Origin of the sequence: Mesorhizobium sp. XAP4 (genome assembly GCF_029269325.1) — a bacterium.
Lineage (GTDB): Bacteria > Pseudomonadota > Alphaproteobacteria > Rhizobiales > Rhizobiaceae > Mesorhizobium > Mesorhizobium ciceri.
Genome location: NZ_JARIXW010000003.1, coordinates 34,458 through 59,906, shown reverse-complemented (window position 1 = coordinate 59,906; position 25,449 = coordinate 34,458). Strand labels below are relative to the sequence as shown.

At 61.9% G+C, this 25,449-nt stretch carries 18 protein-coding genes; 9 read left to right on the top strand and 9 right to left on the bottom strand.

What is annotated here, in order from left to right; all coding sequences use genetic code 11:
• Positions 1 to 14: 14 nt before the first annotated feature.
• From P3C39_RS13785 to P3C39_RS13745, 9 genes are all read right to left on the bottom strand, one after another.
• Positions 15 to 1,568, bottom strand: coding sequence for a class I adenylate-forming enzyme family protein (locus tag P3C39_RS13785; RefSeq protein WP_164767669.1), 1,554 nt, complete (start codon positions 1,566 to 1,568; stop codon positions 15 to 17).
• A complete protein-coding gene (gene asnB / locus P3C39_RS13780; protein ID WP_224620001.1) occupies positions 1,565 to 3,586 on the bottom strand; it encodes an asparagine synthase (glutamine-hydrolyzing) in 2,022 nt (673 codons plus the stop codon). Before asnB ends, P3C39_RS13785 begins: the two co-directional genes overlap by 4 nt.
• A gap of 3 nt (positions 3,587 to 3,589) precedes the next feature.
• Entirely contained in the window at positions 3,590 to 4,573 is a 984-nt protein-coding gene (nadE, locus tag P3C39_RS13775) for an NAD(+) synthase (RefSeq protein WP_275953904.1), read from the bottom strand.
• Complete coding sequence (locus P3C39_RS13770; protein WP_275953880.1) at positions 4,570 to 7,164, bottom strand: AMP-binding protein; 2,595 nt, start codon at positions 7,162 to 7,164, stop codon at positions 4,570 to 4,572. Before P3C39_RS13770 ends, nadE begins: the two co-directional genes overlap by 4 nt.
• 1,432 nt (positions 7,165 to 8,596) lie before the next feature.
• Positions 8,597 to 9,190 carry a DJ-1/PfpI family protein gene (locus P3C39_RS13765; protein WP_013533129.1) on the bottom strand — a complete coding sequence of 198 codons (594 nt, stop codon included), beginning with the start codon at positions 9,188 to 9,190 and terminating at the stop codon, positions 8,597 to 8,599.
• Positions 9,191 to 9,262: 72 nt separating this feature from the next.
• Entirely contained in the window at positions 9,263 to 10,213 is a 951-nt protein-coding gene (locus tag P3C39_RS13760) for a substrate-binding domain-containing protein (RefSeq protein WP_013533130.1), read from the bottom strand.
• Positions 10,214 to 10,267: 54 nt separating this feature from the next.
• Positions 10,268 to 11,266: an ABC transporter permease gene (locus tag P3C39_RS13755; RefSeq protein ID WP_275953881.1), complete on the bottom strand. Its 999-nt coding sequence runs from the start codon at positions 11,264 to 11,266 to the stop codon at positions 10,268 to 10,270.
• The gene (locus P3C39_RS13750) at positions 11,254 to 12,846 is read right to left on the bottom strand and encodes a sugar ABC transporter ATP-binding protein (RefSeq protein ID WP_275953882.1); all 1,593 of its coding nucleotides are present in this window, start codon (positions 12,844 to 12,846) and stop codon (positions 11,254 to 11,256) included. Before P3C39_RS13750 ends, P3C39_RS13755 begins: the two co-directional genes overlap by 13 nt.
• Positions 12,847 to 12,857: 11 nt before the next feature.
• Positions 12,858 to 13,559, bottom strand: coding sequence for a GntR family transcriptional regulator (locus P3C39_RS13745; protein WP_013533133.1), 702 nt, complete (start codon positions 13,557 to 13,559; stop codon positions 12,858 to 12,860).
• 176 nt (positions 13,560 to 13,735) lie between these two features.
• Between P3C39_RS13745 and P3C39_RS13740 the strand changes: the two genes are divergently transcribed.
• From P3C39_RS13740 to P3C39_RS13700, 9 genes are all read left to right on the top strand, one after another.
• A complete protein-coding gene (locus P3C39_RS13740; protein WP_275953883.1) occupies positions 13,736 to 14,962 on the top strand; it encodes an iron-containing alcohol dehydrogenase in 1,227 nt (408 codons plus the stop codon).
• A 16-nt stretch (positions 14,963 to 14,978) separates the two neighbouring features.
• The gene (locus P3C39_RS13735; protein WP_063167481.1) at positions 14,979 to 16,460 is read left to right on the top strand and encodes an NAD-dependent succinate-semialdehyde dehydrogenase; all 1,482 of its coding nucleotides are present in this window, start codon (positions 14,979 to 14,981) and stop codon (positions 16,458 to 16,460) included.
• Positions 16,461 to 16,470: 10 nt separating this feature from the next.
• The gene (locus P3C39_RS13730) at positions 16,471 to 17,295 is read left to right on the top strand and encodes an alpha/beta hydrolase (protein ID WP_024502416.1); all 825 of its coding nucleotides are present in this window, start codon (positions 16,471 to 16,473) and stop codon (positions 17,293 to 17,295) included.
• 349 nt (positions 17,296 to 17,644) lie between these two features.
• Positions 17,645 to 18,643 (top strand): ABC transporter permease, encoded by a 999-nt coding sequence (locus tag P3C39_RS13725; protein WP_224620012.1) that lies wholly within the window; start codon positions 17,645 to 17,647, stop codon positions 18,641 to 18,643.
• Positions 18,644 to 18,676: 33 nt separating this feature from the next.
• Positions 18,677 to 19,693, top strand: coding sequence for a sugar ABC transporter substrate-binding protein (locus P3C39_RS13720; protein WP_064994996.1), 1,017 nt, complete (start codon positions 18,677 to 18,679; stop codon positions 19,691 to 19,693).
• Between the two features lie 12 nt (positions 19,694 to 19,705).
• Entirely contained in the window at positions 19,706 to 21,823 is a 2,118-nt protein-coding gene (locus P3C39_RS13715; RefSeq protein WP_063167479.1) for an SMP-30/gluconolactonase/LRE family protein, read from the top strand.
• Positions 21,820 to 22,914 carry a strictosidine synthase gene (locus P3C39_RS13710; RefSeq protein ID WP_275953884.1) on the top strand — a complete coding sequence of 365 codons (1,095 nt, stop codon included), beginning with the start codon at positions 21,820 to 21,822 and terminating at the stop codon, positions 22,912 to 22,914. The genes P3C39_RS13715 and P3C39_RS13710 overlap by 4 nt, the downstream gene beginning before the upstream one ends.
• A 3-nt stretch (positions 22,915 to 22,917) precedes the next feature.
• Complete coding sequence (locus P3C39_RS13705; RefSeq protein WP_275953885.1) at positions 22,918 to 24,417, top strand: sugar ABC transporter ATP-binding protein; 1,500 nt, start codon at positions 22,918 to 22,920, stop codon at positions 24,415 to 24,417.
• Positions 24,418 to 24,541: 124 nt separating this feature from the next.
• Positions 24,542 to 25,438 carry a LysR family transcriptional regulator gene (locus tag P3C39_RS13700; protein WP_275953886.1) on the top strand — a complete coding sequence of 299 codons (897 nt, stop codon included), beginning with the start codon at positions 24,542 to 24,544 and terminating at the stop codon, positions 25,436 to 25,438.
• The last annotated feature ends 11 nt before the right edge of the window (positions 25,439 to 25,449 follow it).

Genomic DNA, 25,449 nt, shown 5'->3' with positions numbered 1-25,449 from the left:
TTCCGTAAATTGCTTTATGACAGCGCCATTTTCTTGAGCTTGCCCGTGTCCGTCATCGGCAGACTGGACACAATTTGGATGGACTTCGGAATCATGAAGTTTTCCAATCGCTTTTGACATTCCATCCGCAGCTGCTTTTCGCCCATGATCGTTCCTTGCTCCATGACGACAAACGCTTTCACTGCTTGCCCCAGCAGGTCGTCAGGTACTCCGACAACCGCGGCTTCCCGTACTCCCGGGATTTCCATCAGCACGTTTTCGACTTCCCTAGGCGCCACCTTTTCTCCCCGCGACTTTATGATCTCATCGCTGCGGCCGACAAAATAGAGGTAGCCTTCCTCGTCCATTCGGCAGTAGTCGCCGGTGTACAGAACCTGCTCGCCGGGCAAAGGACCTGGTTTGAGCTTCTTCGCGGTAGCCTCCGGCTTACCCCAGTAGCCCTTCATGACCGTTGCCCCGCGGATGACCAACTGACCGACGACATTGGGACCAACCCTTCGGTCATCCTCATCGACAATCCACATTTCGGTGTTCGGGATGGCGATCCCCACGCTCAACGGTTTTCGGGCAAGATCGTCCGGCGGAAGATAGGTGCAGCGTTTGCATTCGGTCAGGCCGTACATCGAATAGATGCGGGCGGCGGCAAACAGTTCCTGGAGCAGGCGAATGTGCTTAAGCGGCAGGGCTGCCGCCGTGTTCGTGACATACCTTATGCTTGCAAAATCATTTGCCTTCAGCGTCCTGAGATCCGACAGCGCGGCAAAGATGGTCGGCACGCCGGGAAAGCCTGTAACTCTCTCCCTTTCGATGATCGCAAGTATCTGTGCGGGGAAGGCAAACGAGCGCTCGAGGACCAACCGCGCCCCGGTACGGAATGCCATTATCATCTGATAGAGGCCGTAGTCGAAGGCCAGGGGCAAGACATTGAGGATCACGTCGTCTTCGCCAAGCTCAAGGTACGAGGCGATAGACGTGCAGGCTGTCATCATGTTCCTGTGTGTCAGCATCACGCCTTTGGGTTCGCCGGTCGAGCCCGACGTGTAGATGATGGCTGCGAGATCGATATCGATGCGGCGGCGGGCCGGCGCTTTGCCGTGGCCGGCAGCCGCCTCATCCCAGCGCACGGCATGCGGCAATCCCCGGAGCTCGGCGTCGTCCACCTGACCGGAGACGATGAGCCGCCGCAGCGACGGACAGTTACGCGCCGGCTCAGCAAAGACCGGCTGCAAATGTTTGTCGGTGATCAATGCTGCCGGAAGGCAATCGTTGAGCAAATACCCCAGCTTGTCGCTCTTGGTGAGCGGATTGACGACGCACACAACGGCGCTCGCCTTGAGAACCGCCCAGAAGCTGACCACGGTCTCGACGGTGTTGTCGGCGAAGATCATAACGCGGTCACCGGGAGCGACCCCGGACGTGACGAGATGACGGGCGACCGCGCTGGAGCGTGTCTCAAGCTCGTCATAGGTGAGCCGGTGCTCGCCGCACACCAGCGCTATCTTGTCGCCGAGCCGTTCGGCCGAATGGCTGAGGTAATCGTCCAGCAGAGGTACGGCGCCATGCATCATACCAGCACCTCTTCCCTGTGCAGGTGATCGACGTCTATCCTGAGGTCGACCGCATGCGCGCTCGATGGGCGGCTTGCGACAAACTGCTGATGGAGGAGCTGCGTCGACAGCACGCCGACCAATGCCATGTTGTCCGAGTTGGACAGATCCCCATCGCCGGTCTTGGCAGCGCATTTGTCCAGCAGGCGCGCGACCGAGTTCGGATCAAAGACATTCGCCGCGCGCAGAGCAGTCTCGGAGAGTGCTTCGCGGACATAGGCGGGTGCGCCATCGCCCGTGAAGCAAAGTGCGTTGGGCGCCCGGTAGGGTTGCTTCTTGCGGGCCACGACTTCCACGGGCACGATCGATTTCGCCACACGCTTCAGCACGTGTTTCTCATCCAGAATGCGCAGCTTGTAGTCGGGCGGGAGCGAATTCGCCAACGCCACGAGCCTGTCGTCCAGGAACGGGAAGCGCCCCTCGACAGAATGGGCCATCAGCATCCTGTCACCCTGCGAGGAGAGCAGGTAGCCCGACATCAGTGTCCTGATCTCAAGGTACTGGTCCTGCGCGAGAGGACCCCATCGTGGAAACTCTTCGGGCAGGCGGCCAAGCAGGTCCGCCACCACGTCGTGACGCGCCGCTTCGGCATGCATGCCGGCCGAGAACAGCCGTTTGATGGCGCTGGTGGTGCGCCAGCGGGTGTCATGCGCGAAGCCGGGCGCGCCAAATGCATGGATATCGTGTCCAAAGAACTGGCGCGCCATCGCCTGCTGCTTGACCGGCGACCGGCTCAGATAGGGGTAGAGGCGTTCCAGCAGTCGCGCGCGTCGGGCGGATGCGGGCTGCCGCCCCCAGAAACGGCGGACCTTGCCTTCACGGAACAGGTCGTAGCCGGCAAACATCTCGTCGGCGCCCTCGCCGGTCAGGACGACCTTGATGCCATGTTCGCGCACCAGTCTCGAGAGAAGGAACAACGGCGCCGGCGCGGTCCTGAGAATCGGACGCTCGGCGTGACGGATCACATCTGGGAAAACCTCGGCAATATCACCGCGCGAAACCATCACCTCGTGGTGCTCGCCGCCGCTCGCACTTGCAACCAGCCGCTGGTAACGGGTTTCATCATATTCGGCGTCAGCAAAACGCAACGAGAAGGTCTGGAATGGCGCGCCGGCGAAGCGCCTCCCGAGCATGGCGACAAGTGAGCTGTCGAGCCCGCCGGAAAGGTAGCAGCCAACCGGCACATCCGCCTTGACCATTCTAAGCGCCGTCGCGGCCTGCAAGGCGCTACGCACTTCGTCCACCGCATCGTCCAGTGAGCCGGTGAAGGTGCCGTGGGCCTGGTCCGCGATCTCGGGATAACAAGGTTTCCAGAAAGCGTGCTCACGAACGCTGCCATTGTCGTAGATGCGTACATGGCCGGGGGTAAGTTCCTTCACTCCCTGAAATACGCCTTGCGGCGGTACGACCGTCCACAGCGTGAAAGTCTGGTCTATCCCCGCCGGATCGAAGGCCCGCGGTATCGCCGGGTCGGCTGCGAAAATGGCCTTCACTTCGCTGGCGAAGTGAAGGCGGCCAGCATGTTCGCACAAATGCAGCGGGCAGATGCCGAACCGGTCGCGCGACAGGACGAGACGGCCTGTCAGCGAATCCCAGATGGCGAGTGCCCACTGCCCGTTTAGCCTCTCGAACGCGGCCACGCCCCAGGCGCGGTAGGCGTGCACGATGACCTCGGTATCGCTGCGGGTGCGGAAACGATGCCCCAGCGCCATGAGTTGTTCACGCAGCTCGACGTAGTTGAAGATCTCGCCGTTGAACACGATCCAGGTGGTATCGCCGGTGTCCGCGAGGGGCTGCTGTCCGGTCGAGAGATCGATGACCGACAGACGGGTATGCGCCAGCCCCGCCCGCCTGTCGCGGTAAACGCCGCTCTCGTCCGGGCCTCGATGGGAGAGCGCGGCTGCCATTCGTAGAAGCGCGGCTCGTGAAGGAGGCTCCGCAGCCGCGTTCAGCGCCACAATTCCGGCGATGCCGCACATGGGTCAATCCCTGTCCATCGCAGCGGACAGCTGCGGCCGTGCGTGAAGGTAGCGGGCGGCGCGGCGTTTGCTGACGATATCCTTATAGACCTTCTCGACCTGCTCGGCCGTCAGGCCGGCGGCGGCGGCAACCACGCCGGCCGAAATTCCGTGATTCATGCCGTAGAGGCACAAATCCATCAGCTGATAGGGCAAGGCGAAGTAGAACTCCTCCTGGGTTTGCGCCATGGAAAACGTGTCCGTGGTCGGCGGCCTCATTCGGACCTCCTCGTCAATCCCGAGATATTCCGCCAGCTGATAAACCTGGGTCTTGTAGAGATGGACGATCGGCATCACGTCGGCGACGCCGTCGCCCTGCTTGACGAAGAAGCCTTGGTCATATTCGAGCCGGTTTGGCGTGCCTGCCACTGCATAGTTGAGGCGGTCCGCATGATAGTATTCAGTCATCTTGCGAACCCGCTGCTTGTAGTTGGTTGCAGCGACGATCTGCAGGTAAGCCGCCGGCGAAAGACGCACGGTGTCGATCTTTCCGTCCGGATCCTCGACGGTGAGGCGCGTGATACTAAGGCCGCTGCTCTCCAGCACCGATGCCATGACCAGCTTGCATTTCCAGCCTTCGCCATATCCAGGGACGGCAGTTCGGATGGCCTCCATCTGTCGGGCGTAGGCACCGATGCCCTCGAGCGCCGGCTGGATATCTTCAAGGATTGTGTCGATGCCAAGCTGCCCGGCGACGCTGCGGCCAAGCCTCAACGAGTCGCCGGATGAATCGCGCTCCGGCATGAACAGGCCCAGTACCTTGTCCCTGCCGAACGCGCGTGCGCAGACCGTTGCGACGACCGAACTGTCGATGCCTCCGGAGAGCCCGACAACCACTCCGCGGCGCCGTTGTGTGCCGAGAACCTGTTCGCGCAAGGTCTCGACGATGCGATCGATCTCCAGCCGGGCATCGAGCGCCAGCACATCGCTGCTGAATTCCCCGATCAGGTCGATGACACTGCCTCCCGTTTCTGTGACTCGATTGAAGAGTAGGTCTCAGTCACAGCGTTTTCGATGAGCGGGCGATTGATGGTCAGATGAGGCTCCACGACCATGTCGATGTGAGTGCCGGCGATCGGAATGACGTCCAGATGGACGAATGCCCGATCCCACCCAAGTGCAAGCGGCATTCCGGGCCGCGCGCAACGGAACAAGGTGCCGGTGATCGGCAGTATCGGCCTGGGTTCTGTGAGCCACTGGAAGAAGGCGCGCGCGCGCAGAACTTCCTGCAGTTCCAGTTTGGTTCTGAAGCTCGTCGGGTTGAACTGACCCTCGGCATAGCGGTCGAGGAAGCTGGCAAGCCGGGATTCGCAGTGCATTTTGACCGCGACCTTGGCAAGCGCGCGGCATGCCACTCGACTAGCCGATATACGATTGGTTCGGATCCGGTGAAATGTCCGGGTAATCGTCTCCCAACGCTTGCTGCGTTCGCCAACCAGGCTGGTATCCAGAATGCCCGTGAACGCTACCGCTCGCCCTTGATCAAGCAGACGCGCGGCAACCTCAAAAGCAACCGCTCCTCCGAGCGAGTGACCAAGCAGGCGAACACAGCCGGTCGGCTGCACGCGGTTGATATGATCGATTGCAGCTTCGACCATTGCGGCGACGGTGTTCTGACCTTGCAGGATCATGCCCAGGGCCGGATATCTGATGGGAGACACCCTGGCGACCTTGCTTATTGCCGATGCGAACGAAGCAAGGCTCGGACCATAGCCGACCGACCCGGGGAAAAGGAAAAGCAGCGGAGGCTCGTGTTTCCAAGCGGGCGCGTGCTCGCCGCCTCCTTGAGCAGAAATGACCGCTGCAACCATCTCATCGAAGCTCATTCCAACCGTGAAGGCTTCCAATCCGAGCTCCTGCCCGATCGCGCTTTCGATCTCCATGACGCAGTGCAGCAGCTTCAGCGAATCTCCCCCCGCTTCATCCCAACAGCCCAGGGCGACCCGCGTCTTGAGGACCTTGGTCCAGGCACGCCGTACGATCTGATGAGCAGGAACTTCATGTCCCGCATGGAGTATTTGCGGTGGGGGCGTGGTTTCCCGAACCGAAAGGTCAATTGCAGCCAGCGTTGTCATGTCGATCTTTCCGCTGGGCAGTCGCGGTATCTCGGCGCTTGCATGGAGTCGCAACGGGCAAAGCGCCGGCGGCAATTTTGTCCTGGCAAGTTGGCGCAGCTCGTCGCAAAAACTGGCTCCCGCTCCGCTGTGCGGTACGGCGAATGCAACCAGTTCATTCGCCGGGGTGACGATAACCACGGCATCCTTCACCGACGGCGCGCCACGCAGAACCCGTTCGAGTTCGGCCGGCTCAACGCGCCGCCCATTGACCTTTATCTGGCGCCCTTTGCGGCCTATGATCCGCAGCAGGCCGTCACTCCCGATTTGCACAAGATCGCCCGTCGCAAAGATGCGAAGCGTCTGGTCGCCGGGGTCTACTTCAAACGGAACAACGGCCCCGTTTTCCCAATGTCCAAGCGCGACATACGGGCTTCTGATCAACAGTTCTCCGATCTTGCCGGGCTGAACCGGGTAACCCTCTTCATCGACCACTGCGAAGCTGATTCCCGGAAGCAGCCAGCCGACGGGAGCCGAAGAATCGAATTCCGGCCAATCGTGCGGCAAGAACCACTGCGATCCCGTCGTTTCCGTCGATGAATAGCCGATCTGCACCAGGCAATTTGGCGGGACAGCCTTGCGCACGAGGCGGATGTCGGCCGAAGACACCTTCTCGCCTCCAATTCGGGCAACTCTGAGCGAACCAAAGGCGTCCGCGGGTTCATCCGCCAAGAGAGCGCGAAGCAATGCCGGCACCAGATAGGTGATCGTCACGCCTTCGGATTGCATGCGGCCGCGAACCGCGCGCAGGCCGACGGCTTCAACCTCCACAAGCTGCAACGTGGCACCCGTGAGCAGAGCGGCAAGAATTTCCCGACAGCCGGCGATGGTTGCCGGGCCGGTCAGAGGCAGGAATACATCCTGTGCATTGATGTGGCACGCATCGACATATTGCTGCACTCGGCACAGCAAGTTCCGCTGGCTGTTGACAATCCCCTTGGGGCGGCCCGTGCTGCCGGAGGTATAAAGCACGATTGCCGGTGCATCGACAGAAACCACACGGTGTGCGGCTGGATGGGGCGTTGCCTGCAATGATTGCGCCATATCGATCCAGGCAACGTGCTGGGGCAGATCAAGGCCGTGGAGGCCTTTGTCGCCAATTATGGCGGAGAGCCTCGCGTCGGCGACGATTTCGTTGATGCGCGAGTCCGGATCTCGCACGTTAAGCGGCACTGACGGCCGACCGGATGCCATGCTGGCCAGCATCGCAACGGTGTACCAGACCGAGTTGGCCTGAAGTATTCCAACCGCATTTCCGTCGGGAACGACGGCTTCAATCCAGCCGGCCAATGCCTCGACCGCCCGAAAAAGCTCGGAATAGGTCAGTCGATTGGTGCCGTCGCTGGCGGCTAGTTTTTCGGAATAACGCCCGGCGATCTCCCTCAGGTGATCAAAGACAGGAACGTCGGCGAAGCCAGTTCCCATCCGTTGATGCAGACGTAGAACAGGCCCGCCATGGTCAAGAGCATGATCGGGAGCTTTTAACCATCGGCAAGGGACCACCGTTTGGTAGTCAGCCTGCACCGTTTGAATCGCCCTCGAAGATTCTAAATGCGCCAGAGACATAAGGGCCCCACGCTAGGATTGTTGCCGCTTATCGCTCCGCGGCATGATCTTTTCATCAATCATTCGGATGATGCGTGAGACGGTCTTAATCGCTTGAATTATTCGAAGATGAAGAGGCCAGCCTGCGCCCGCCCGGGCTGCGGGGCTACCTTACCTTACAGAGGTGTCGGGCTGCGCGCTGCTATCCGCTTTGCCAGTGCTTGAAACGAAGCAGTATGCGAACACTTCCCCTCCAAGCTCATCCGTTACACGAACCCAATTGTTTTCCCAAGTCCGCAGGGTAACCTGGCGTCCCGCTGACATAGTCGCCGCCGTGAACGGGCTGGACGCATTGACGTTACTCGCCGCGACCACGTCATCCCCCTCCATTTGTTCCACCAGGTATGTTTGCATCACTGCTCCTGACTGTGGGGCAAGGCCGGTTCAATCGCGTGTAGCTGGACAACTCCAACCGCAGGGAACGGATTTCGTTCCATGCTACAGGCAACCCTACCGCCGGAAGTCAGCCTTCAGATCGCCTGCCCTCCTGGCAGGACCGTGGCCTAGCCGCTGAACGACTGGTCAGGACTGAGCTATGCTTTGGGGGAGATGGACCTCGCCCTGCGAATCCGCATACTTCTGGAAAAGTGCAATCTTGTCGGGATACGTAATCCGGATTTCGCTGTGACAGCCCTCGCAGCGATATTTGGATGCAACCTGGAACCAGCGCCCGGGTCTCAGCAAAGCCAATCCGCAGCGCGGACATTTGAACGTCATTTCAAGAGGGCATAGATTCTGACACAGCGGCATTTCGCAAAGTCCATAAGGGATACCTAATGTTAGGCAACGACAGCCGGCCGAAATCGTTCCTGGACGCCGTTCTTTTCGTCAGGCCGACGACCAGCCCCGGACGCCGGGAGATTATTGGATTGTCCGCGATGCCAGATTTACTGACGCGGGCCTGAACTCAAGCGCACCCCGATTTCCGGTGGCGTAGCGCCGTTGCAGGCGTTGACTGATGTCAGCAGCTTGCAATCCGAATGAGCAAGCCCGGAGCGAGGTGGCCTCGGGGGGACGACGGGGCCGCACGGTCGACGACACGGCCTTTCCGGATGCTGAAACAACGCGCCAACCCTGTCGAACAGCACCAGTGGAACAGGCAGGAAGAAAAGCGGGCGCAACAGGCGGCAATACTTAAGTGTCTCGCCTATATCGTAGCTCGGGAGCCGCGATCCCGACCGAATTGATGGATATGGAAGCGCTGTTGAAGGGAACCGACGCATCCCTTGGCGAATGCGTCGGTTCCAGAAGTTTATGCGTGGCGGATTTCCGTTCCCAGCACCTTCAGACATTCGCGGATGAACGCAGCAAGCGCCGTCCAACCTTTGGCCGAAACCATTGTCCCGTCCACATAGGCCTCGGTCGGCGACAGGTCGATATAGGTGCCACCCGCCAGTGTCACCTCCGGCTCGCAGGCGCCGAGTGCCGCGACCTTCTTGCCGCGCACCACGCCGTCGACAGCGATCAGGATCTGCACGCCGTGGCAGATGGTGAAGATTGGCTTCTTGGCCTCGTGGAAATGGCGCACGATCGCCTGCACGCGCTTGTCGGTGCGGATGTATTCCGGGCCGCGGCCGCCCGCGCAGTAGACGGCATGATACTGATCGAGCTGCCTCTCGGCTTCCGAGAAAGTCTTGTTGATCAGCGCATAATGGCCGAGCTTTTCGGTATAGGTCTGGTCGCCCTCGAAGTCGTGCAGCGAGGTCTTGATCAGATCTCCGGCGTTCTTGTCCGGGCATACCACGTGGATGGTGTGACCGACGGCTTCCATCGCTTGCTGATAGACAAAGATTTCGTATTCTTCGGTGAACTCACCGGTCAGCATCAGTATCTTTTTGCCTGGCATGGCTCTTCCTCTCAGTGTTTTGAGCTAGGCAAGGCGCAGACTGCGCCTGCCTTTCTGTGAAATCGGATAGGGTCAGAATGGCGAATCCGGAAAGTAATATTCCTTGGCGTTGGCCTGGGTGATCAACGGCGCGTCGAGCTTGACGGTGCCACGGACGGGTGCCTGGCCGATCAGGTTGGCGACTGTCATGTAGATCGCGGTCTTGATCATCGACGGCGGGTATGGCGTCTCGACCGGCGTCATGGCGTCGCCGTCGATCACTTTCTTGACGATGTCCTTCATGCCGTTGCCACCGAGCGCAAGCTTGATGTCGGTCCGCCCCGACTGCTTGACCGCCTCGAGCACGCCAAGCAGCATGTCGTCGTCGTTGGCCCACACCGCATCGATATGCGGGTACTTGGCCAGATAGTCCTGCATCAGCTTGAAGGCTTCGTCGCTGTTCCAATGCGCGTACTGGATGTCGAGGACTTTCAGATCAGTGCCTTTGATCGTGTCCTGGAAGCCCTTGATGCGCTCGTCGTCGATGACGGTCGGAATGCCGCGCAACACAACGACGTCGCCCTTGCCGCCAAGCTTGTCGATCATGAACTTGGCGGTGTTGGTGCCAACCGCGATATTGTCGCCGGCGAGGTAGAGATCCTGGACGGAGGCGTCAGTCAGACCGCGATCTACGACGGTGATGAACGTGCCCATGTCCTTGATAGCCTTGACCGGCTGGGTCAGCTCTTCCGAGCTGTAAGGCAGGATCACCAGAGCATCCAGCTTGCGGCTGGCCGACAGGTCCTCAAGCGCGCTGACCTGCTCCGCCGCGGACGGCGACGTCTTCACGACCACTTCGACGTTCGGGAACGCGGCGTTGATTTCCTTGGCCGCCGCTTGTGCGTGGTAGACGATGCCCGCTGTCCAACCGTGGTCAGCGGCCGGTATCGACACCGCGATGACCTTCTTGTCTTGCGCCATGGCCTGGCCGGCCAGCAGCAGCGCGCCAAGTGTCGCTGCCGCAATCCATTTTCTACTGAACATTGTCTTCTCCCTTGGACCTACAAGAACGTTAATCCGCGTGGTCCGGACGCGGCGCTATTTCGAATTCGAAAACCGCTGGATGAGCATGGCGATGATGATGATGACGCCCTGAACAGCGGCAACGAGGTATTCGGAGACGAAGTCCGAGAGCACCATGAGATTGGCGATGAGTTCCAGGATGACGGCGCCGGCGACTGTCCCCCACACATGGCCCTTGCCGCCGCGCAATGCGGTGCCGCCAATCACCACGGCGGTGATGACCTGCAGTTCCCAAAGCTGTCCGGTTGTCGGCGTTGCGGCGCCCAGGCGCGGCACGTAGCAGATCGCGGCAATCGCCACACAGACACCCTGGACGATATAGGCCACGGTCCGTGTCCTGATCACCGAGATGCCGGAATAACGGGCGACATCCTCATTGGCGCCGACCGCCGCACATTTGCGCCCATATTTCATCTTGTAAAGGATGAAGGATGCGACCGCGGCGACTGCGACGGATATGAGGATTGGAACCGGGATCCCGCCGACCGTGCCGAAATAGACAGGCCGGTAGGCCTCGCGCAACGACCTGTCGATCGGTATCGTGCCGCCATCGGTCAGATAGGTTATCAGCGCCCGGAAAATCCCCATCGTGCCCAGCGTGGCGATAAACGGTTCGATCCTGCCGACCGTGACGATGAGCCCGTTGGCAAGCCCGCACAGCAGGCCGACCAGGATCGCAACCGCCATACCGGCGGGAATAGCCCAGATGCCGGCATGCGGCGCCACCGCGTTCATGAACATGATGGTGATGCCGGTGATGAAGGCGGCCATCGAGCCGACGGAAAGATCGAGCCCCCCCGACGAGATCACAAATGTCGCGCCGACCGCGATAATAGCAATGAAGGCGCTGCGGGTGATGACGTTGGCGAGGTTGGTGGCGGACAGGAAATCGGGGTTGATGAGGTAACCGACCACCAGCAGAGCTGCCAGCGCAAGAAAAGGCCCGATATCGGTCCAACTGATGTTGAGATCGAGGGGGCGACGCCTGGGTGCGGATTCGCTCATGACAGCCATTTTGTGCCTCCCTTGGCTTTTGGCCCTTGCTTGGGGCCACTGGTCGCCAGTACCGCCACATTGCTTTCGGTCATTTCGGCGCCACTGACCTCGCCGCTGATGCGGCCTTCGCGCATCACCAGGATGCGGTCGCAGATGCCGATCAGTTCCTGCATCTCCGAAGAGATGACGATGCAGGCCTTGCCCTTGGCCACAAGCTCCTGGATGAAGGCATAGATCTGCGCCTTGTTGGCGATGTCGATGCCACGCGTGGGCTCGTCGATAATGACCACCGAAGGATCGGTCAGCAGCACCTTCGCCAGCAGCAGCTTCTGCTGATTGCCCCCGGAAAGCTGGGCCGCTTTGGCGCCGAGGCTCTTCAGCCTGATGTCATATGTCTCCACGGCCTGTTCCAGGGCTTGCGCTTCGCGGCGCCGACCCATCGAGAGGCCGGGATGAAACACATCGAGCGCCGACAGCGTCAGGTTAGGCGCCAGGTGCTCTTGCAGCAGCAGTCCCTTGCCCTTGCGATCCTCGGTCAGGTAACCGACGCCGGCGTCGATCGCCGCGCGCGGCGATTGGAAATGGACCGACTTGCCCTCAAGTTCGATCTTAGCAACTGCCGGGCGCAAGCCGATAATGCCCTCGAAGAGTTCGGTTCGGCCTGCGCCAACCATACCGGCGAACCCCAGGATCTCGCCCTTGTGGACCGTGAACGACACGTCCTCCACATAGCCGGGAACAGAGGCGTTCCTCACGCTCAGCATCGGTACATCCGAAGGCGCTGCGGTTCTCTCAGGATAGAGCGCTGCCAGTTCGCGCCCGACCATCAGCCGCGCCATATCCATCTGGCTCAGCGTCTTGCCGGGATAGGTGCCGACCGTCTTGCCGTCGCGCAGAACGGTCACTTTGTCTGCGACCCGCTGCACCTCATCCAACCGGTGGCTGATATAGAGCACGGCGGTGCCGTGAGCCTTCAGTTGCAGGACGATCTCCAGCAGGCGCTCGACCTCGCCACCGGTCAGAACGGCGGTCGGCTCGTCGAAGATAACCACCTTGTGGTCGTCAAGCAGGGCGCGAGCGATCTGCACCATCTGCCGGTCTGCCAGCGAAACGTCGCGCACCAGTGCCCTTGGCGAGACCGCGCAGCCGATCTGCGCCAGTTTCTCGGTTGCCAGCCGGCGCATGGTGCGGTCATCCACGACATGGCCACGCGAAAGCTCTCGCCCGAGAAACAGATTGTCGGTGACCGTGAGCCCCTCGGCGAGCAGTATCTCCTGATGAACCAAAGCGATACCGGCATCCTGTGCTTGGGCAGGCTTGGCAAATTTCACCGCGTGTCCGTTCATCGACAACGTGCCGTGGCTTGGCTCGACATAGCCGGACAGCAGCCGCATCAACGTCGACTTGCCGGCACCGTTCTCGCCAATGATGGCGTGGATCTCTCCCGGCAGGACGTCCAGGGTGACGTCCGACAACACCGTCACTGGGCCGTATTGCTTGGACAATTCCTGGGCGCGCAGCACCGGTTCAAGCGAACCAGGCGCATCGCTGGACAACGTGCTCCCGCCCTCCCCGGCGATATTCGCGGCAATGGACATCCGTTCCGACCTCAATCGAATGCCGGGAGCAGGCGATCGCGCGAGTGCTCGATATGGATGCGCATCGCCTTTTCGGCGGCATCGGGATCGGCCGAGCCGAACGCGGCAAGGATCGCCTCGTGTTCGTCAAGCGCCTCCTCGGTCACGCGTGCATGGAACATCAGGCGGAAGATGTGGAAGTGCGTGTGCTGGTGGCTCAACGTCTCGCGGATGAGTTCGTTTTGAGAAAACTCCATGATCTTGTCGTGGAAGATCGCATCCTGCCTGGCGAAATTCGAATAGCGCACGCGATCATCCTTGCCTTCGCGGCGTGACATCACGCCGGCAGCTTCGAGCAACAGATCGAGCTTGGCGTCGTCCATCGTTGCGGCGGCCTTTGCGGCGCCATGCGGCTCGAGCAGCAGACGCATCTCGTATAATTCGTCGAAACGGCGCCGGGTGATCTGGGGCGCGGCACGATAACCGATCAGATGCGTCTTGAGCACCAGGCCTTCGCCTTCGAGCCGTCCGAGGGCTTCCCGGATCGGCGTGTGCGAGACGTTGAATTCCTTGACCAGGCTGTCGACTGTGATGCGCGAGCCGGGGGGGATCTTCAGCGCCATCAACTGCGCGAAGATGGCTTCATAGACATCTTCGACGAGACTGTTGGCGCGCTGGATGCGACCAGCTCCAATGCTGGCGTCGCTTGGGTCGGGTAAGTTTGCGGTCTGCATATTTTGCCTCTTGACAGTGAGGACTGCTAACACGATGGTTCCGCGGATGCAATCCTATATCCTATACGATTTTAAAGCGGATATCTTTTAAGTGCGAGGGACACACTCTTAAACCGTCCGATCCAGACCGAGTTCAATGCCTCCGTTTCCAGTCAGCAGCCGTCAAAGGACCAATCATGACCCTCTTCGCCGCCCTGCGGTTGCCGCGTGAAATCCTGTTCGGGAAGGGGCAACGCCATGTGCTGCCGACGGTCGCCGCCCGGTTCGGCCGACGCGCGCTGGTCTGCACCGACGAGCGTTTCGCGGGCACAACGGTATTCGCCGACATCATCAAGTCCCTTCAGTCAGCCTCGATCGAGGTCCTGGTGCATGATCGTGTTCTGCCCGACGTGCCACGCGATACGGTCGGCGTCTGCGTCGAGGAAGCGAAGGGGTTCGGGCCGGATATGGTGATCGGCATCGGCGGCGGCAGCTGTCTCGATTTCGCCAAATGCGCCACCCTGCTGCTCAGCCATGGCGGCAAGCTCCAGGACTATTACGGGGAGTTCAAGGTGCCGGGTCAGACACTGCCGCTGATCGCCGTACCCACCACGGCCGGCACCGGCTCCGAGGTGACGCCGGTCGCGGTGATTTCCGACCCGGACCGGACGCTCAAGGTCGGCATATCGAGCCCTCACCTTATGGCCGCGGTCGCTCTGTGCGATCCCGAGCTGACAATGACCTGTCCGCCTGGCCTGACCGCGATCGCCGGCGCCGACGCTTTGACCCATGCGATTGAGGCCTTCACCGCCATGCGGCGCGGTGAAGACCCCAATCTCCCGCAACAGCATGTCTTCATCGGCAAGACTGCGCTGACAGACCATTTCGCGTTGCTCGCGATAAAGCTGCTTGGCCGGAGTCTGGAGAAAGCCTGCAGCGACGGCACGGATGCCGACGCGCGTGCCGATGTCATGATGGGCGCTCTGGCGGCGGGCTGCGCGTTCGGCACCGCCGGCACGGCGGCGGCGCATGCCGTGCAATACCCGGCAGGCGCCCTCACCCACACCGCCCATGGTTTGGGCGTGGCCACAATGATGCCTTACGTGATGACCTATAACAGCCGCGTCGCCGCTCACGAGATGGCAGAGATCGGCGCGGCACTTGGCTTGGAGGCCAAGGCGCGAACCGCCGACGAGATGGCAGCCGCCACGATCGAGGAGATCAGGCGATTGTTCGCGGCGATCGGTATTACGCCGACACTGGCTGATCTAGGCCTCCCTGCCGATAAGCTTGACTGGACCGCCGAGCAAGCGCTCGGCATCGACCGCCTGATCAAGAACAATCCGCGTGCGTTCGATCTCGGCACGATGCGACGTCTCGTCCAGGCCGCCCATGACGGCGACCTCGCCGCCTGCGTTATGTGAGAAACGGAACAAAGCGATGAATTTGAACACTCAGCAACTCGACCAGGATGGCTATGACGTGCGCGGTTTTTCGCACGGACTCTACATCGACGGCACTTGGCGGTCGTCCTCCGACGGTCGGCTCATCGATGTCGTCGATCCCTCCTCCGGGGCGGTGATCGCGGCGGTTCCCGATGCGACGGTCGAGGACGCCACCGCCGCCGTCGAGGCGGCGGCCAAAGCAGCTAGGAGATGGCGGGAAACTGCGCCGCGCAAACGCTCGGAAATCCTCAGGCGCTGTTTCGAACTGATGGTCGAACGCTCCGAAACGCTCGCCATGCTGATCTCGCTGGAGAACGGCAAGGCGCTGCGCGACGCGCGCGGCGAAGTGGCTTATGCCGCCGAGTTCTTCCGCTGGAATGCCGAAGAGGCGGTCCGGATCACCGGTGAATTCGGCACCGCGCCATCCGGCACCAACCGGATCGTGGTCGATTATGAGCCGATCGGAATTTGCGTGCTGATCACACCGTGGAATTTCCCGGCCGCGATGGCGACCCGCAAGATCGCGCCGGCGCTGGCGGCAGGCTGCACTGTCGTCCTAAAGCCGGCCAGCGAAACACCACTGACGGCCTATGCGCTGGCGGCACTCTACAGCGAAGCCGGCGTGCCTGCCGGCGTCGTCAACGTGCTGACCACGACCAGTCCCGGGCCGCTGACTTCGGCCATGCTTGCCGATCCGCGGGTCAGGAAGCTGTCCTTCACGGGGTCGACGGGTGTCGGCCGAACCTTGCTCGGCGAGGCTTCAAAGCATGTCATTTCGTGTTCTATGGAACTCGGCGGCAATGCCCCGTTTGTCGTCTTCGACGATGCCGATCTCGACGCCGCCCTCGATGGCGCGATGATCGCCAAGATGCGCAACGCCGGCGAAGCCTGCACCGCCGCCAATCGCCTCTATGTGCAATCGGGAATCTATGATGCTTTTGCCGACGGGCTCCGCAAGCGCATGGCGGCACTTAAGGTGGGGGCGGGCCCGAATGCCGACACCGAGTGCGGGCCGATGATCACCAGAAAGGCTGTCGACAAGATCGATCGCCTGGTCAAGGACGCGGTGGGCCGGGGAGCCAAGGTGCTTTGCGGCGGGGCGATTTCGGAGGAAGAAGGATTCTTCTATCCGCCAACAGTGCTGTCCGAGGTGCCGCCGGATGCGGAGATGGCGCACGAGGAGATTTTCGGCCCGGTGGCACCTATCACACGCTTCGACACCGAGGCCCAGGCCATCGCCCATGCTAACAACACGGAATATGGCCTGGCCGCTTATATATACACACGCGATGTTGGGCGCGGCATGCGGGTGGCGTCGGGGATCGAGGCCGGCATGATCGGCCTCAACCGGGGACTGATGTCGGATCCGGCCGCACCATTCGGAGGCGTCAAGCAGAGCGGCCTTGGCCGCGAAGGCGGCCAGCACCACGGCATCGCCGAGTTCATGGAGGCTAAATATATTGCCGTCACCTTCTGAACCGGCAGTCATGTCAAAGGACCCTTTCCGCACGCGCGACCATGTGGCCGATTTTGACGATATCGTGGCCGACATAGTGACTCGCAGCGCCGAAACCCGGGCGACCCTGCCGATATCGGCGGGTATCGCCTATGGCGAGGGCGAGGCCGAAAGGTTGGACCTGTTCTTTCCGCCCGGTGTGCGCAGGGATCTTCCCGTGCACATCTTCATCCATGGTGGCTACTGGCGCATGTTCTCCAGGAGCGACTATTCTTATGTAGCGAACACAGTCACCAAAGCTGGGGCGATCGCGGTCATCGTCGACTATGCGCTGATGCCCGAATTCAGGATGGCGGCAATCGTCGACCAGATCCGGCGTGCCAAACAATGGGTGCTGGACAATATAGCCGCCCATGGCGGCGACCCTGCCCGGCTAAGCGTAAGTGGTCATTCGGCGGGTGCGCACCTGGCCACATTCCTGTTCGAAAAGGCGCCAATGCCGTCGCGCATACGTGCGGCGCTGCTGCTAGGCGGCCTTTACGACCTCAAGCCCCTTCAGACCTCCTTCCTCCAGCCGTTAATCGGCATCACCGATGAGGAGGCAGCTGCCTTCACCCCAATGACGCGGTGGCATGACCCGGAGACGGCAGCGACCATTCTCGTCGGAGATCAGGAAACGTCACCTTTTCACCAGCAGGCCGCCGACTTCGGAAAGCGCTTGCGCGCGCAGGGGCACCCTGTCAGCGACCTCCGCCTGAATGACCGAAACCACATGAACAGCGTGCGTGATCTGGGCATCAGCGGCACACAAGCTGGCGATTGCCTGATGGCGATGATCGATGGAAACGGCCTGTAGGACGGAAACCCAGGGAGAGCAGGGCCCGCTTGTGCCTTACTTGACACTCCCGTCACTCAGGAAAGTACCGTCACGGGGATCGCGGCACGCTGCCGGCATCGGGCTGAGCTTTGCGACAGGTGAAATCCGGCAGAGCACACAACCGACGATTCCTCATCCTCTTTTTCCACACTGACGAACTGCACAGCGCATCAGAAAATCGAAATTGCCCCTGCCGCCCTGAGCCGCGATGGTCTTTACGCAAGCAGCCGGCTTAGGGCTGTGGAGGAACGTCGTCGCGGCAAAGCCCCTGGGGCAAGGCCGCTTTGGCACGCCGCTGGTTCAAACCGGCAGCGAGGGAGGAACAGACTTGGCTGGTTCGGGCAAATCCGACACCGCGCGCTTGGGCATCAAGATGTCCCAGGAACTCGTCGTCGGCGCGATCTCGGCCGTCCTCTTCCTGGTGTTCTCGGCGACGCTCAACAATTTCCTGAGCCAGGGCAACATCCTTGCCATTCTCAAGAATGTCTCGATCCTCGGCACGCTGGCCGTCGGCATGGGGTTCATCGTCGTTGGGCGCGGCATCGACCTGACCATGGTGGCGGTGATGGTCGTCGGCGTCGCCTTCAGCATTTGGATCTCCACCTGGGGCGTCGACTTCACGCTGGCCGTCGTCTTCGGCGCCATCCTGGTCGCGGCCATCGGCCTGTTCACCGGCGTCATGGTGGCGGTGGCCGAAATTCCGCCGATCTTCGCCACTCTTGCCATCGCGTCCTCGGTCTACGGCTCTGGCCGCATCGTCTTTGCGTCCGACGTGCTCTATGCCCCCTCCGATATCGGCTGGCTGAAATTCGTCGGCAACGGAACCATCCTCGGCATCCCGATGTCGGTGATCATCTTCGCGGCGGTGGCCGCGCTCATGGGCTTTTTCCTGAGGAAGACCCGCTTCGGCCGGCTGGTCTATGCTACTGGCGACAACCCGAACGCGGCCCGCACGACCGGGCTGCCGACGCGCCCGATCATCGTGACGCAATATGTCATCAGCGCCCTCATTGCCTATATCGCCGGCATCATCATGCTGGGGCTGGTCACCGGCATCGACACGCGCCTCTACAATTCCAGCCTGATCTATGACGTGCTGCTGGTGGTCGTGCTGGGCGGCATCGGCCTCTCCGGTGGCCAGGGCGGCGTACGCAACGTCATCGTCGGCACCATCCTGGTCGGCATCCTGACCAACGGCATGACGATCCTGAACTTCAGCTACACCAGCCAGAACCTGATCAAGAGCGTGATCCTGCTGGGCGCGCTGGCGATCGACGCCATCATCAATCCGCGCGACGAGCAGACCTCGCAAAGCGGCGACATCTGAACAAGAACCGAGACATAAATCTGGGAGGATACCATGAAGTTGTTCAAGAACTGCCTGCTCGCGGGCATGACAGCGCTGGCGCTGCTGGGCGCGGCGAAAATCGCCACGGCGCAGGAAACTGATCAGGTCGGCCGCTCTACCTATCTCGAGGCGCTCAAGGGCAAGAAGGTCATCTTCGTGCCAATCTCGCAGGGCATGGACCTCAACCAGGCATGGGTGGTGGTGTGGCAACGTCACGCGGCACGCTACGGCTTCAGCCTCGAAGTGCGCGATCCCTCCGGCGACACCAATGCCGGCATTCGCGCCATGCAGGGCGCCATCGCCGAGAAGCCGGACCTGATCATCGTGCAGAACCCCGACGTCCAGACCTACGCACGCCTGTTGAAACAGGCGCAGGCGGCCGGCATCAAGGTGCTGCAAGTCAACATGCAGTCGGCCACCCAGACGGACAGTTATGTCGGCAACGACTGGATCGAAATGGGCCGTCTCGAAATGGGCGAACTGGCCAAGCACTGCACCGGGCCCAATGCCGTCTCGCACAAGGTGGTCTGGCTCGCCGGCGTCCAGACGGGTGCCGCCAACATCTACATGCGCACCGGCATCGACGAGGTGCTGAAGGCCAATCCCGAGCTGCAGCTCGTCTCCGACCAGCCGGCCGATTACATGAGCGAAAAGGCCCGCCAGATCACCGAGACGGTCCTCCAGCAGCATCCGGACCTGTGCGGCATCATGGGCATCTGGGATAATGCCGAGGTCGGCGCCGGTGCCGCCGTCGTGGCCGCCGGCAAGCAGGACCAGGTGACGATCGTCACCAATGGCGCGGGCAGCGCCACGGGCTGCGAGAGCATCAAGAACGGGCTGCTCGACGTGATCTTCAACTTTAATGCCCCGATCCAGGCCGAGATCGCAGCACAACAGATTTCCGAGCTGCTGCAGCAGCCCGGCCGGCAGGCGGGTAGCGAGAAGACCATCTTCTTCGGCCCGATCACCCGCGTCGACAAGGCCAATGCGACCGGCAGGAATTGCTGGAAGCTGGACGAGCTCAAGTAACGGACTTCCTTGATGAGCATGGCTGAAAGCCTTGTGCGCTGGCGCTACCGCCTGCTCCCCGACCACGTGGTCGGGGAGATCCTGACCAAGAAGTGGATCGACAGCGTCATCCCCTTCACGGCGCTGGTCATTTTGTGCGCGATCTTCGGCTCGATCGTGCCGGGCTTCTTCGATCTGGCGACGCTGACCAATCTCAGCGGCCAGACCGCCGAGCTTGGCCTTGTGGTGCTCGGCATGACCATCGTCATGGTGTCAGGCGGCATCGATCTGTCTGTCGGGTCGACCTTCGCGCTCGCCGTGCTGGTCACGCTCTATGGGATGAATGTCGAGCAGTGGAGCTTTGGTACCGGCCTGTTGGCGTGCCTGGGCCTCGGCGTCGTCTGCGGCGCCATCAACGGCTTCCTGGTTGGCTTCCTGCGCATGCGGGCGTTTCTCACCACGCTGGTGACGCTCATCATCTACCGCTCGACCTTCGACATCGTCTTCCCGCAGGTCTCGACGCGGATCGTCACCAGCGGTCCGGATTCGCCGGCCTATGATTTCCTTGGTTTCGGCACAATCTGGGGCGTGCCGACATCCTTTGTGGTGTTCGTCGTCATCGCGCTGATCATCCATCTCGTGCTGTCGCGCGCCCGCTATGGCTGGCGGCTGTTCGCGGTCGGCGGCGCGCGCCGCTCTGCCTACAATGCCGGCATCAATGTGCGCTTCATCTTGTTCAGCGCCTATGTCTTGTGCTCGGTACTGGTGGCGCTCTCCGGCTTCTTCTTCTCGGCCCGCATCGGCAGTGCCGCTTCCGACATCGGCACCGGTCTCGAACTGCAGGTGTTGACCGCGACCGTGCTCGGCGGCATCTCGCTAGGCGGCGGGCGCGGCTCGGTCGCCAAGGCGCTGATGGGCACCGTCTTCGTGCTTGTCCTGTCGAACAGTCTGCTTGCGCTGGCCGTGCCCGGCCCGGTCAATTTCCTGATCCTCGGCATCGTGCTGCTTTTGTCGGTGCTTCTCGACGTTCGCTGGGTGAAGAACCGCCACAAGATCCTGCGCAGCGTCTACATCTCGCCAACCTTCGCCAAGATGCCGCAGGCGATCTCGACCGCGCCCGGCGCGCCAATGGCGGTGAATGACCGGTTGAAGGACGTCGGCGTCATCGGCCTCGGCGTTCTCGATGGCGCGGAGGATGTGATCTTCGACCGGCAGGACCGTCTCTACACCGGCAGCCGCCAGGGCGAGATCCTGCGCTTCCAGCCGCCCCATTACACCGATAGCGAAGTGTTCGCACATATTGGCGGCTCGCCGCTCGGCATGGCTTTCGACCGCGACGACAACCTCGTCATCTGCGTCGCCGGCATGGGCCTCTATCAGGTCTCGCCGGCCGGCGACGTAAAGCTGCTGACCGCCGAAACCAACCGCTCACTGACCTCGGTGGTCGACGACTCGACCATGAAGCTCGCCGACGACTGCGACATCCTGCCGGACGGCCGTATCGTCTTCTCGGAAGCGACAGTGCGCTTCGAAATGCATGACTGGTATGCCGACGCGCTGGAAAGCCGCGGCAACGGACGCATCATCGTCCATGATCCCAAATCCGGTTCGACACGCACACTGCTGTCGAACCTCGTCTTCCCCAACGGCATTTGCACGGCCTTCGACGGCCAGTCGGTGCTGTTCGCCGAAAGCTGGGCCTGCCGCATCAGCCGCTATTATTTCGATGGCCCGAAGAAGGGCCAAGTCGAGCGCGTCATCGAGGGCTTGCCCGGCTATCCCGACAACATCAACCGCGCCTCCGACGGTACCTACTGGCTGGCCCTGATGGGCATGCGCACGCCGGCCTTGGATCTCTCGCTTGAAATGCCGAGCTTCCGCCGTCGCATGGCGCGGCGCGTATCGGAAGACGCGTGGCTGATGCCCAATCTCAACACCGGCTGCGTGCTGCGCTTCGACGAGAACGGCCAGATCCTCGAAAGCCTGTGGGACCAGGCCGGCGAGAAGCATCCGATGATCACCTCGATGCGCGAGCACAAGGGCATCCTCTATCTCTGCGGCATCTTCAACAACCGCATGGGCACCTTGCCCTTGAAAGGCGTCGATCCCGACTGGTTCAGCTCGGATTCATACTGGGGCAAAAAGCCATGAGCGGTTTGAGCCAGCTTTTTGACCGCTTTCTCGGCCGTGGCGAGTGGGCAGTGACCGTGCCGACGCTCGACGGGCCGTTGCTGCCCAACCAAGGACTGGAGGAAGCCGAGCCGTTCGCCGGCCTCGCCGAGGCCGACAATCTCGTACGCACCGAAAAGGGCATTCTGGCAAGCAGCGCCAACCGGCTGATGCGCTTTAGCGCCGACGGCCATGCCGAAACCTTGCAGGAATTTCCGGGCGAGATCACCGCACTCGCCCATGCCCGCGGCATGACCGCGATGGCCATCGACGGCAAGGGCGTCGTCGTCCACGGCGGCCTGCATGACGGGCGCGAGGCGACGGGTGAGGAGGCTCGGCGCCTCTCCTGCATCACCGCTCTCACCTTCCTCGACAGCAACACCTTGCTGGTGGCCAACGGTTCGGCCTCAGTGCCGGCGAGCGGTTGGCGTCGCGACCTGATGCAGAAGAGCGTGTCCGGTTCGGTCTGGCGGCTCGATCTAAAAAACGGCCGGCTGGAGCTTATCAGGGACGGCTTGGCCTGGCCGGCCGGCATCGCCACCACCGGCTCCAACCGCATCTACGTTTCGGAGGCCTGGCGCCACCGCGTGCTGGCGATCGACCTTGCCACCAAGGCGACGCTGCCCATGCTGGAGCATCTGCCGGCCTACCCCGCCCGCATCGCCCCGGCCTTCAACGCCGGCTATTGGCTGACCTTCTATTCCGTGCGCAACCAACTGGTGGAGTTCATCCTGCGCGAGGAGACCTACCGCACGCGCATGCTGGCGGAAGTCCCGGAGGCCTACTGGATGGCGCCGTCGCTCGGCTCATGGCGCGACTATCGCGAGCCCATGCAAGGCAGCCAGTTGAAGCAGATGAACGTGCTGAAGCCATACGCGGTGACAAGGTCCTACGGGCTGGTGGTTCTTTGCGACCAGAACATGAAGCCGCTGTCGAGTTTCCATTCGCGCGCAGACGGCAAGGTGCACGGGACGCTGAGCGCCTGCGAGCTGGGCGATGATCTGCTGGTCGCCTCGCGCGGCGGATCGAGGATCGTGCGCGTGGCGAGCGCCGCCAGCGGCAAGCGAGGCTAAGCGATGTCGGACGCCAACATCATTGAACTCAGGGATGCCGCCAAGGCATTCGCGCGCATTCCGGCCTTCAAGAATGTCAATTTCGACCTGCGCAAAGGCGAAATCCACGCGCTGCTCGGGGAAAACGGCGCCGGCAAGTCGACGCTGACCAAGGTCATGGCCGGTGTCTTCAAGCTGACCGAGGGCAAGATGACCTTCGACGGCAAGGATGTGTCCTTCGCCACGCCCGCCGAAGCGCTGCGCGCCGGCATCGCCATGGTGTTCCAGGAAACCAACCTGGTGCCGGCCATGACGGTAGCGCAGAATCTCTATCTCGGCGAAGAGAAGATGTTCAACCGGTTGCGCGGCCTCTACATTCAGGCGCGGCAGTTCCTCGCCGGCATGGGCTTCCAGGTCGACCCGTCCGCGCAGGTCAGCACGCTGGGCGCGGCGCACAAGCAGATGGTGGAGATCGCGCGCGCCGTCCACCACAAGGCCCGCGTCATCATCTTCGACGAGCCGACCGCGACGCTGACGCCAGAAGAGAAGAGCCACTTCTTCAAACTTTTGCAGCGGCTGGTGAAGGAGGGCATCGCCGTCATCTTCATCACCCATGCGCTGGAAGAGGCGCTTGCCGTCGCTGACCGCATCACGGTCATGCGCGATGGCGAGATCGTCGCGTCCGGCGAGGCCAAGGGCTTCACCCGCGCCTCGATCGTGCAGGCCATGGTCGGCCGCACGCTCACCGAAACGCTGCATGGCGAGGTCAAGCGCACGGCGCGCCCCTACGGCGACAAGGTGCTTTCGGTCGAGAATCTGTCCTGCGCCGGCCTGGTGCGCAACTCTTCCTTCTCGGTGTTTTCGGGCCAGGTCACCGGCATGTTCGGCCTTGTCGGCGCCGGCCGCACCGAAATGGCCAAGGTCGTCGCCGGACTGTTGAAGCGCAACATCTTCCACGGCGGCGAGATCCGCCTGCTCGGCAAGTCGGTGCGCTATCGGGTGCCCAGGCCTGCGGTGCGCGACGGCATCGTCTATGTCACCGAGGATCGCAAGGTCGACGGTTTCTTCGAAACCATGACCGCGGGCGAGAACCTGCAAATGGGTGAACTGACCGAGGGCGCCAATCCCGTCTCCATGGTGTCGCTGGCGCGGGCCAGGCAACTTGCCCGCGAATGGAGCGAACGTCTGAGCCTGCGGCAGACCAGCGACCGAGCCCGGATGATCGAGCTCTCCGGCGGTAACCAGCAAAAGGTCGTGATCGCCAAATCGCTGATTCAGAAGCCGAGGCTGGTGATCTTCGACGAGCCGACACGCGGGGTCGACGTCGGCGCCATCGTCGAGATCCACCAGCTCATCAGCGATCTCGCCGAGCAAGGCATGGCCGTCGTTGTCATCTCGTCCTACCTGCCTGAAATTCTCGCCGTTTCGGATCGCATTCTGGTGGTCAAGCGCGGCCGCGTGGTCGAGGAGATGATGCTTTCGGAGGCCACCGAGGAACGCGTCATGTTCGCCGCGGTTCATTGAGCGGCTCGACAAGAGAGACACTTTTGCCGGCCAAGCCAGGACCAATGTCTGGCCTACCCTATTGCCTTGCAATCGGTTCCGCGTCTGAATAGGTCAGGGGTCAGATCACCCTGCCCGAGCGGATATGCCCAGCGTCAACCTCAAACTTCTGCAGACGTTCCTGCTTGCCGCCGAAAACGGCAGCTTCCGACGTGCTGCCGAGGAGAGCAACCGTTCGCCATCGGCGGTCTCGATGCAGATTCGCGACCTTGAGGAGCAGATCGGCATCTCGCTGTTCATCCGCACCGCACAGCGTGCCAGCCTGACGCCGGAAGGCCAGATCCTGTTCGAGGAGATCGCCAACGTGATGTCACAGGTGCAGACCAGCCTCGACCGCCTGACGGAGGTCGCCGCTCGGCGCAAGGGCAAAGTGCAGATCGCCTGCGCCCCGACGCTCGCGGCAAGCCGGCTGGGCGATATCCTGGCGACATTCAAGTTGCGCTATCCACGCAGCATCGTCGAGGTCATCGAGAGCCCGCCGCAGGCCGCGCTTGGCCTTTTGCAACAGCAGGAGGTCGAGTTCTACATCGGCCCGGAACTGCCAAACCTGACGGACTTCCAGTTCGAGTCCATCCTCGACGATCCGCTGATGGCCTGCATCCCCACGGAAATATACGGCGGCGAAAAGAAGCTGCTGCTCTCCGACCTGCTGTGCTATCCGCTCATCCTGCTCAACCGCAAGACCGCCGTGCGCGGCCTTGTCGATCGGCTGACGGCGGCGGAAGGCATCGAGTTCAAGCCGCAATACGAGGTCGAAAGCGCACAGACGGCGGTGGCACTGGTGTGTTCGGGACTTGGCGTCTGCGTGGTGCCCGGCATCGCCATTTCGCGCAATGACGAGCGTATGCGGGTGGTGCCGATCGACCATCGCGACGCCCACCGCTCGGTCGGCATCATCACCGCGCGGGGCTATGTGCACCACTCCTTCTCCGAACAGCTGATGAACCTCATCCGCACCAATTTGCGCGAACTGGCAAACTGAGCGTCGCGCCT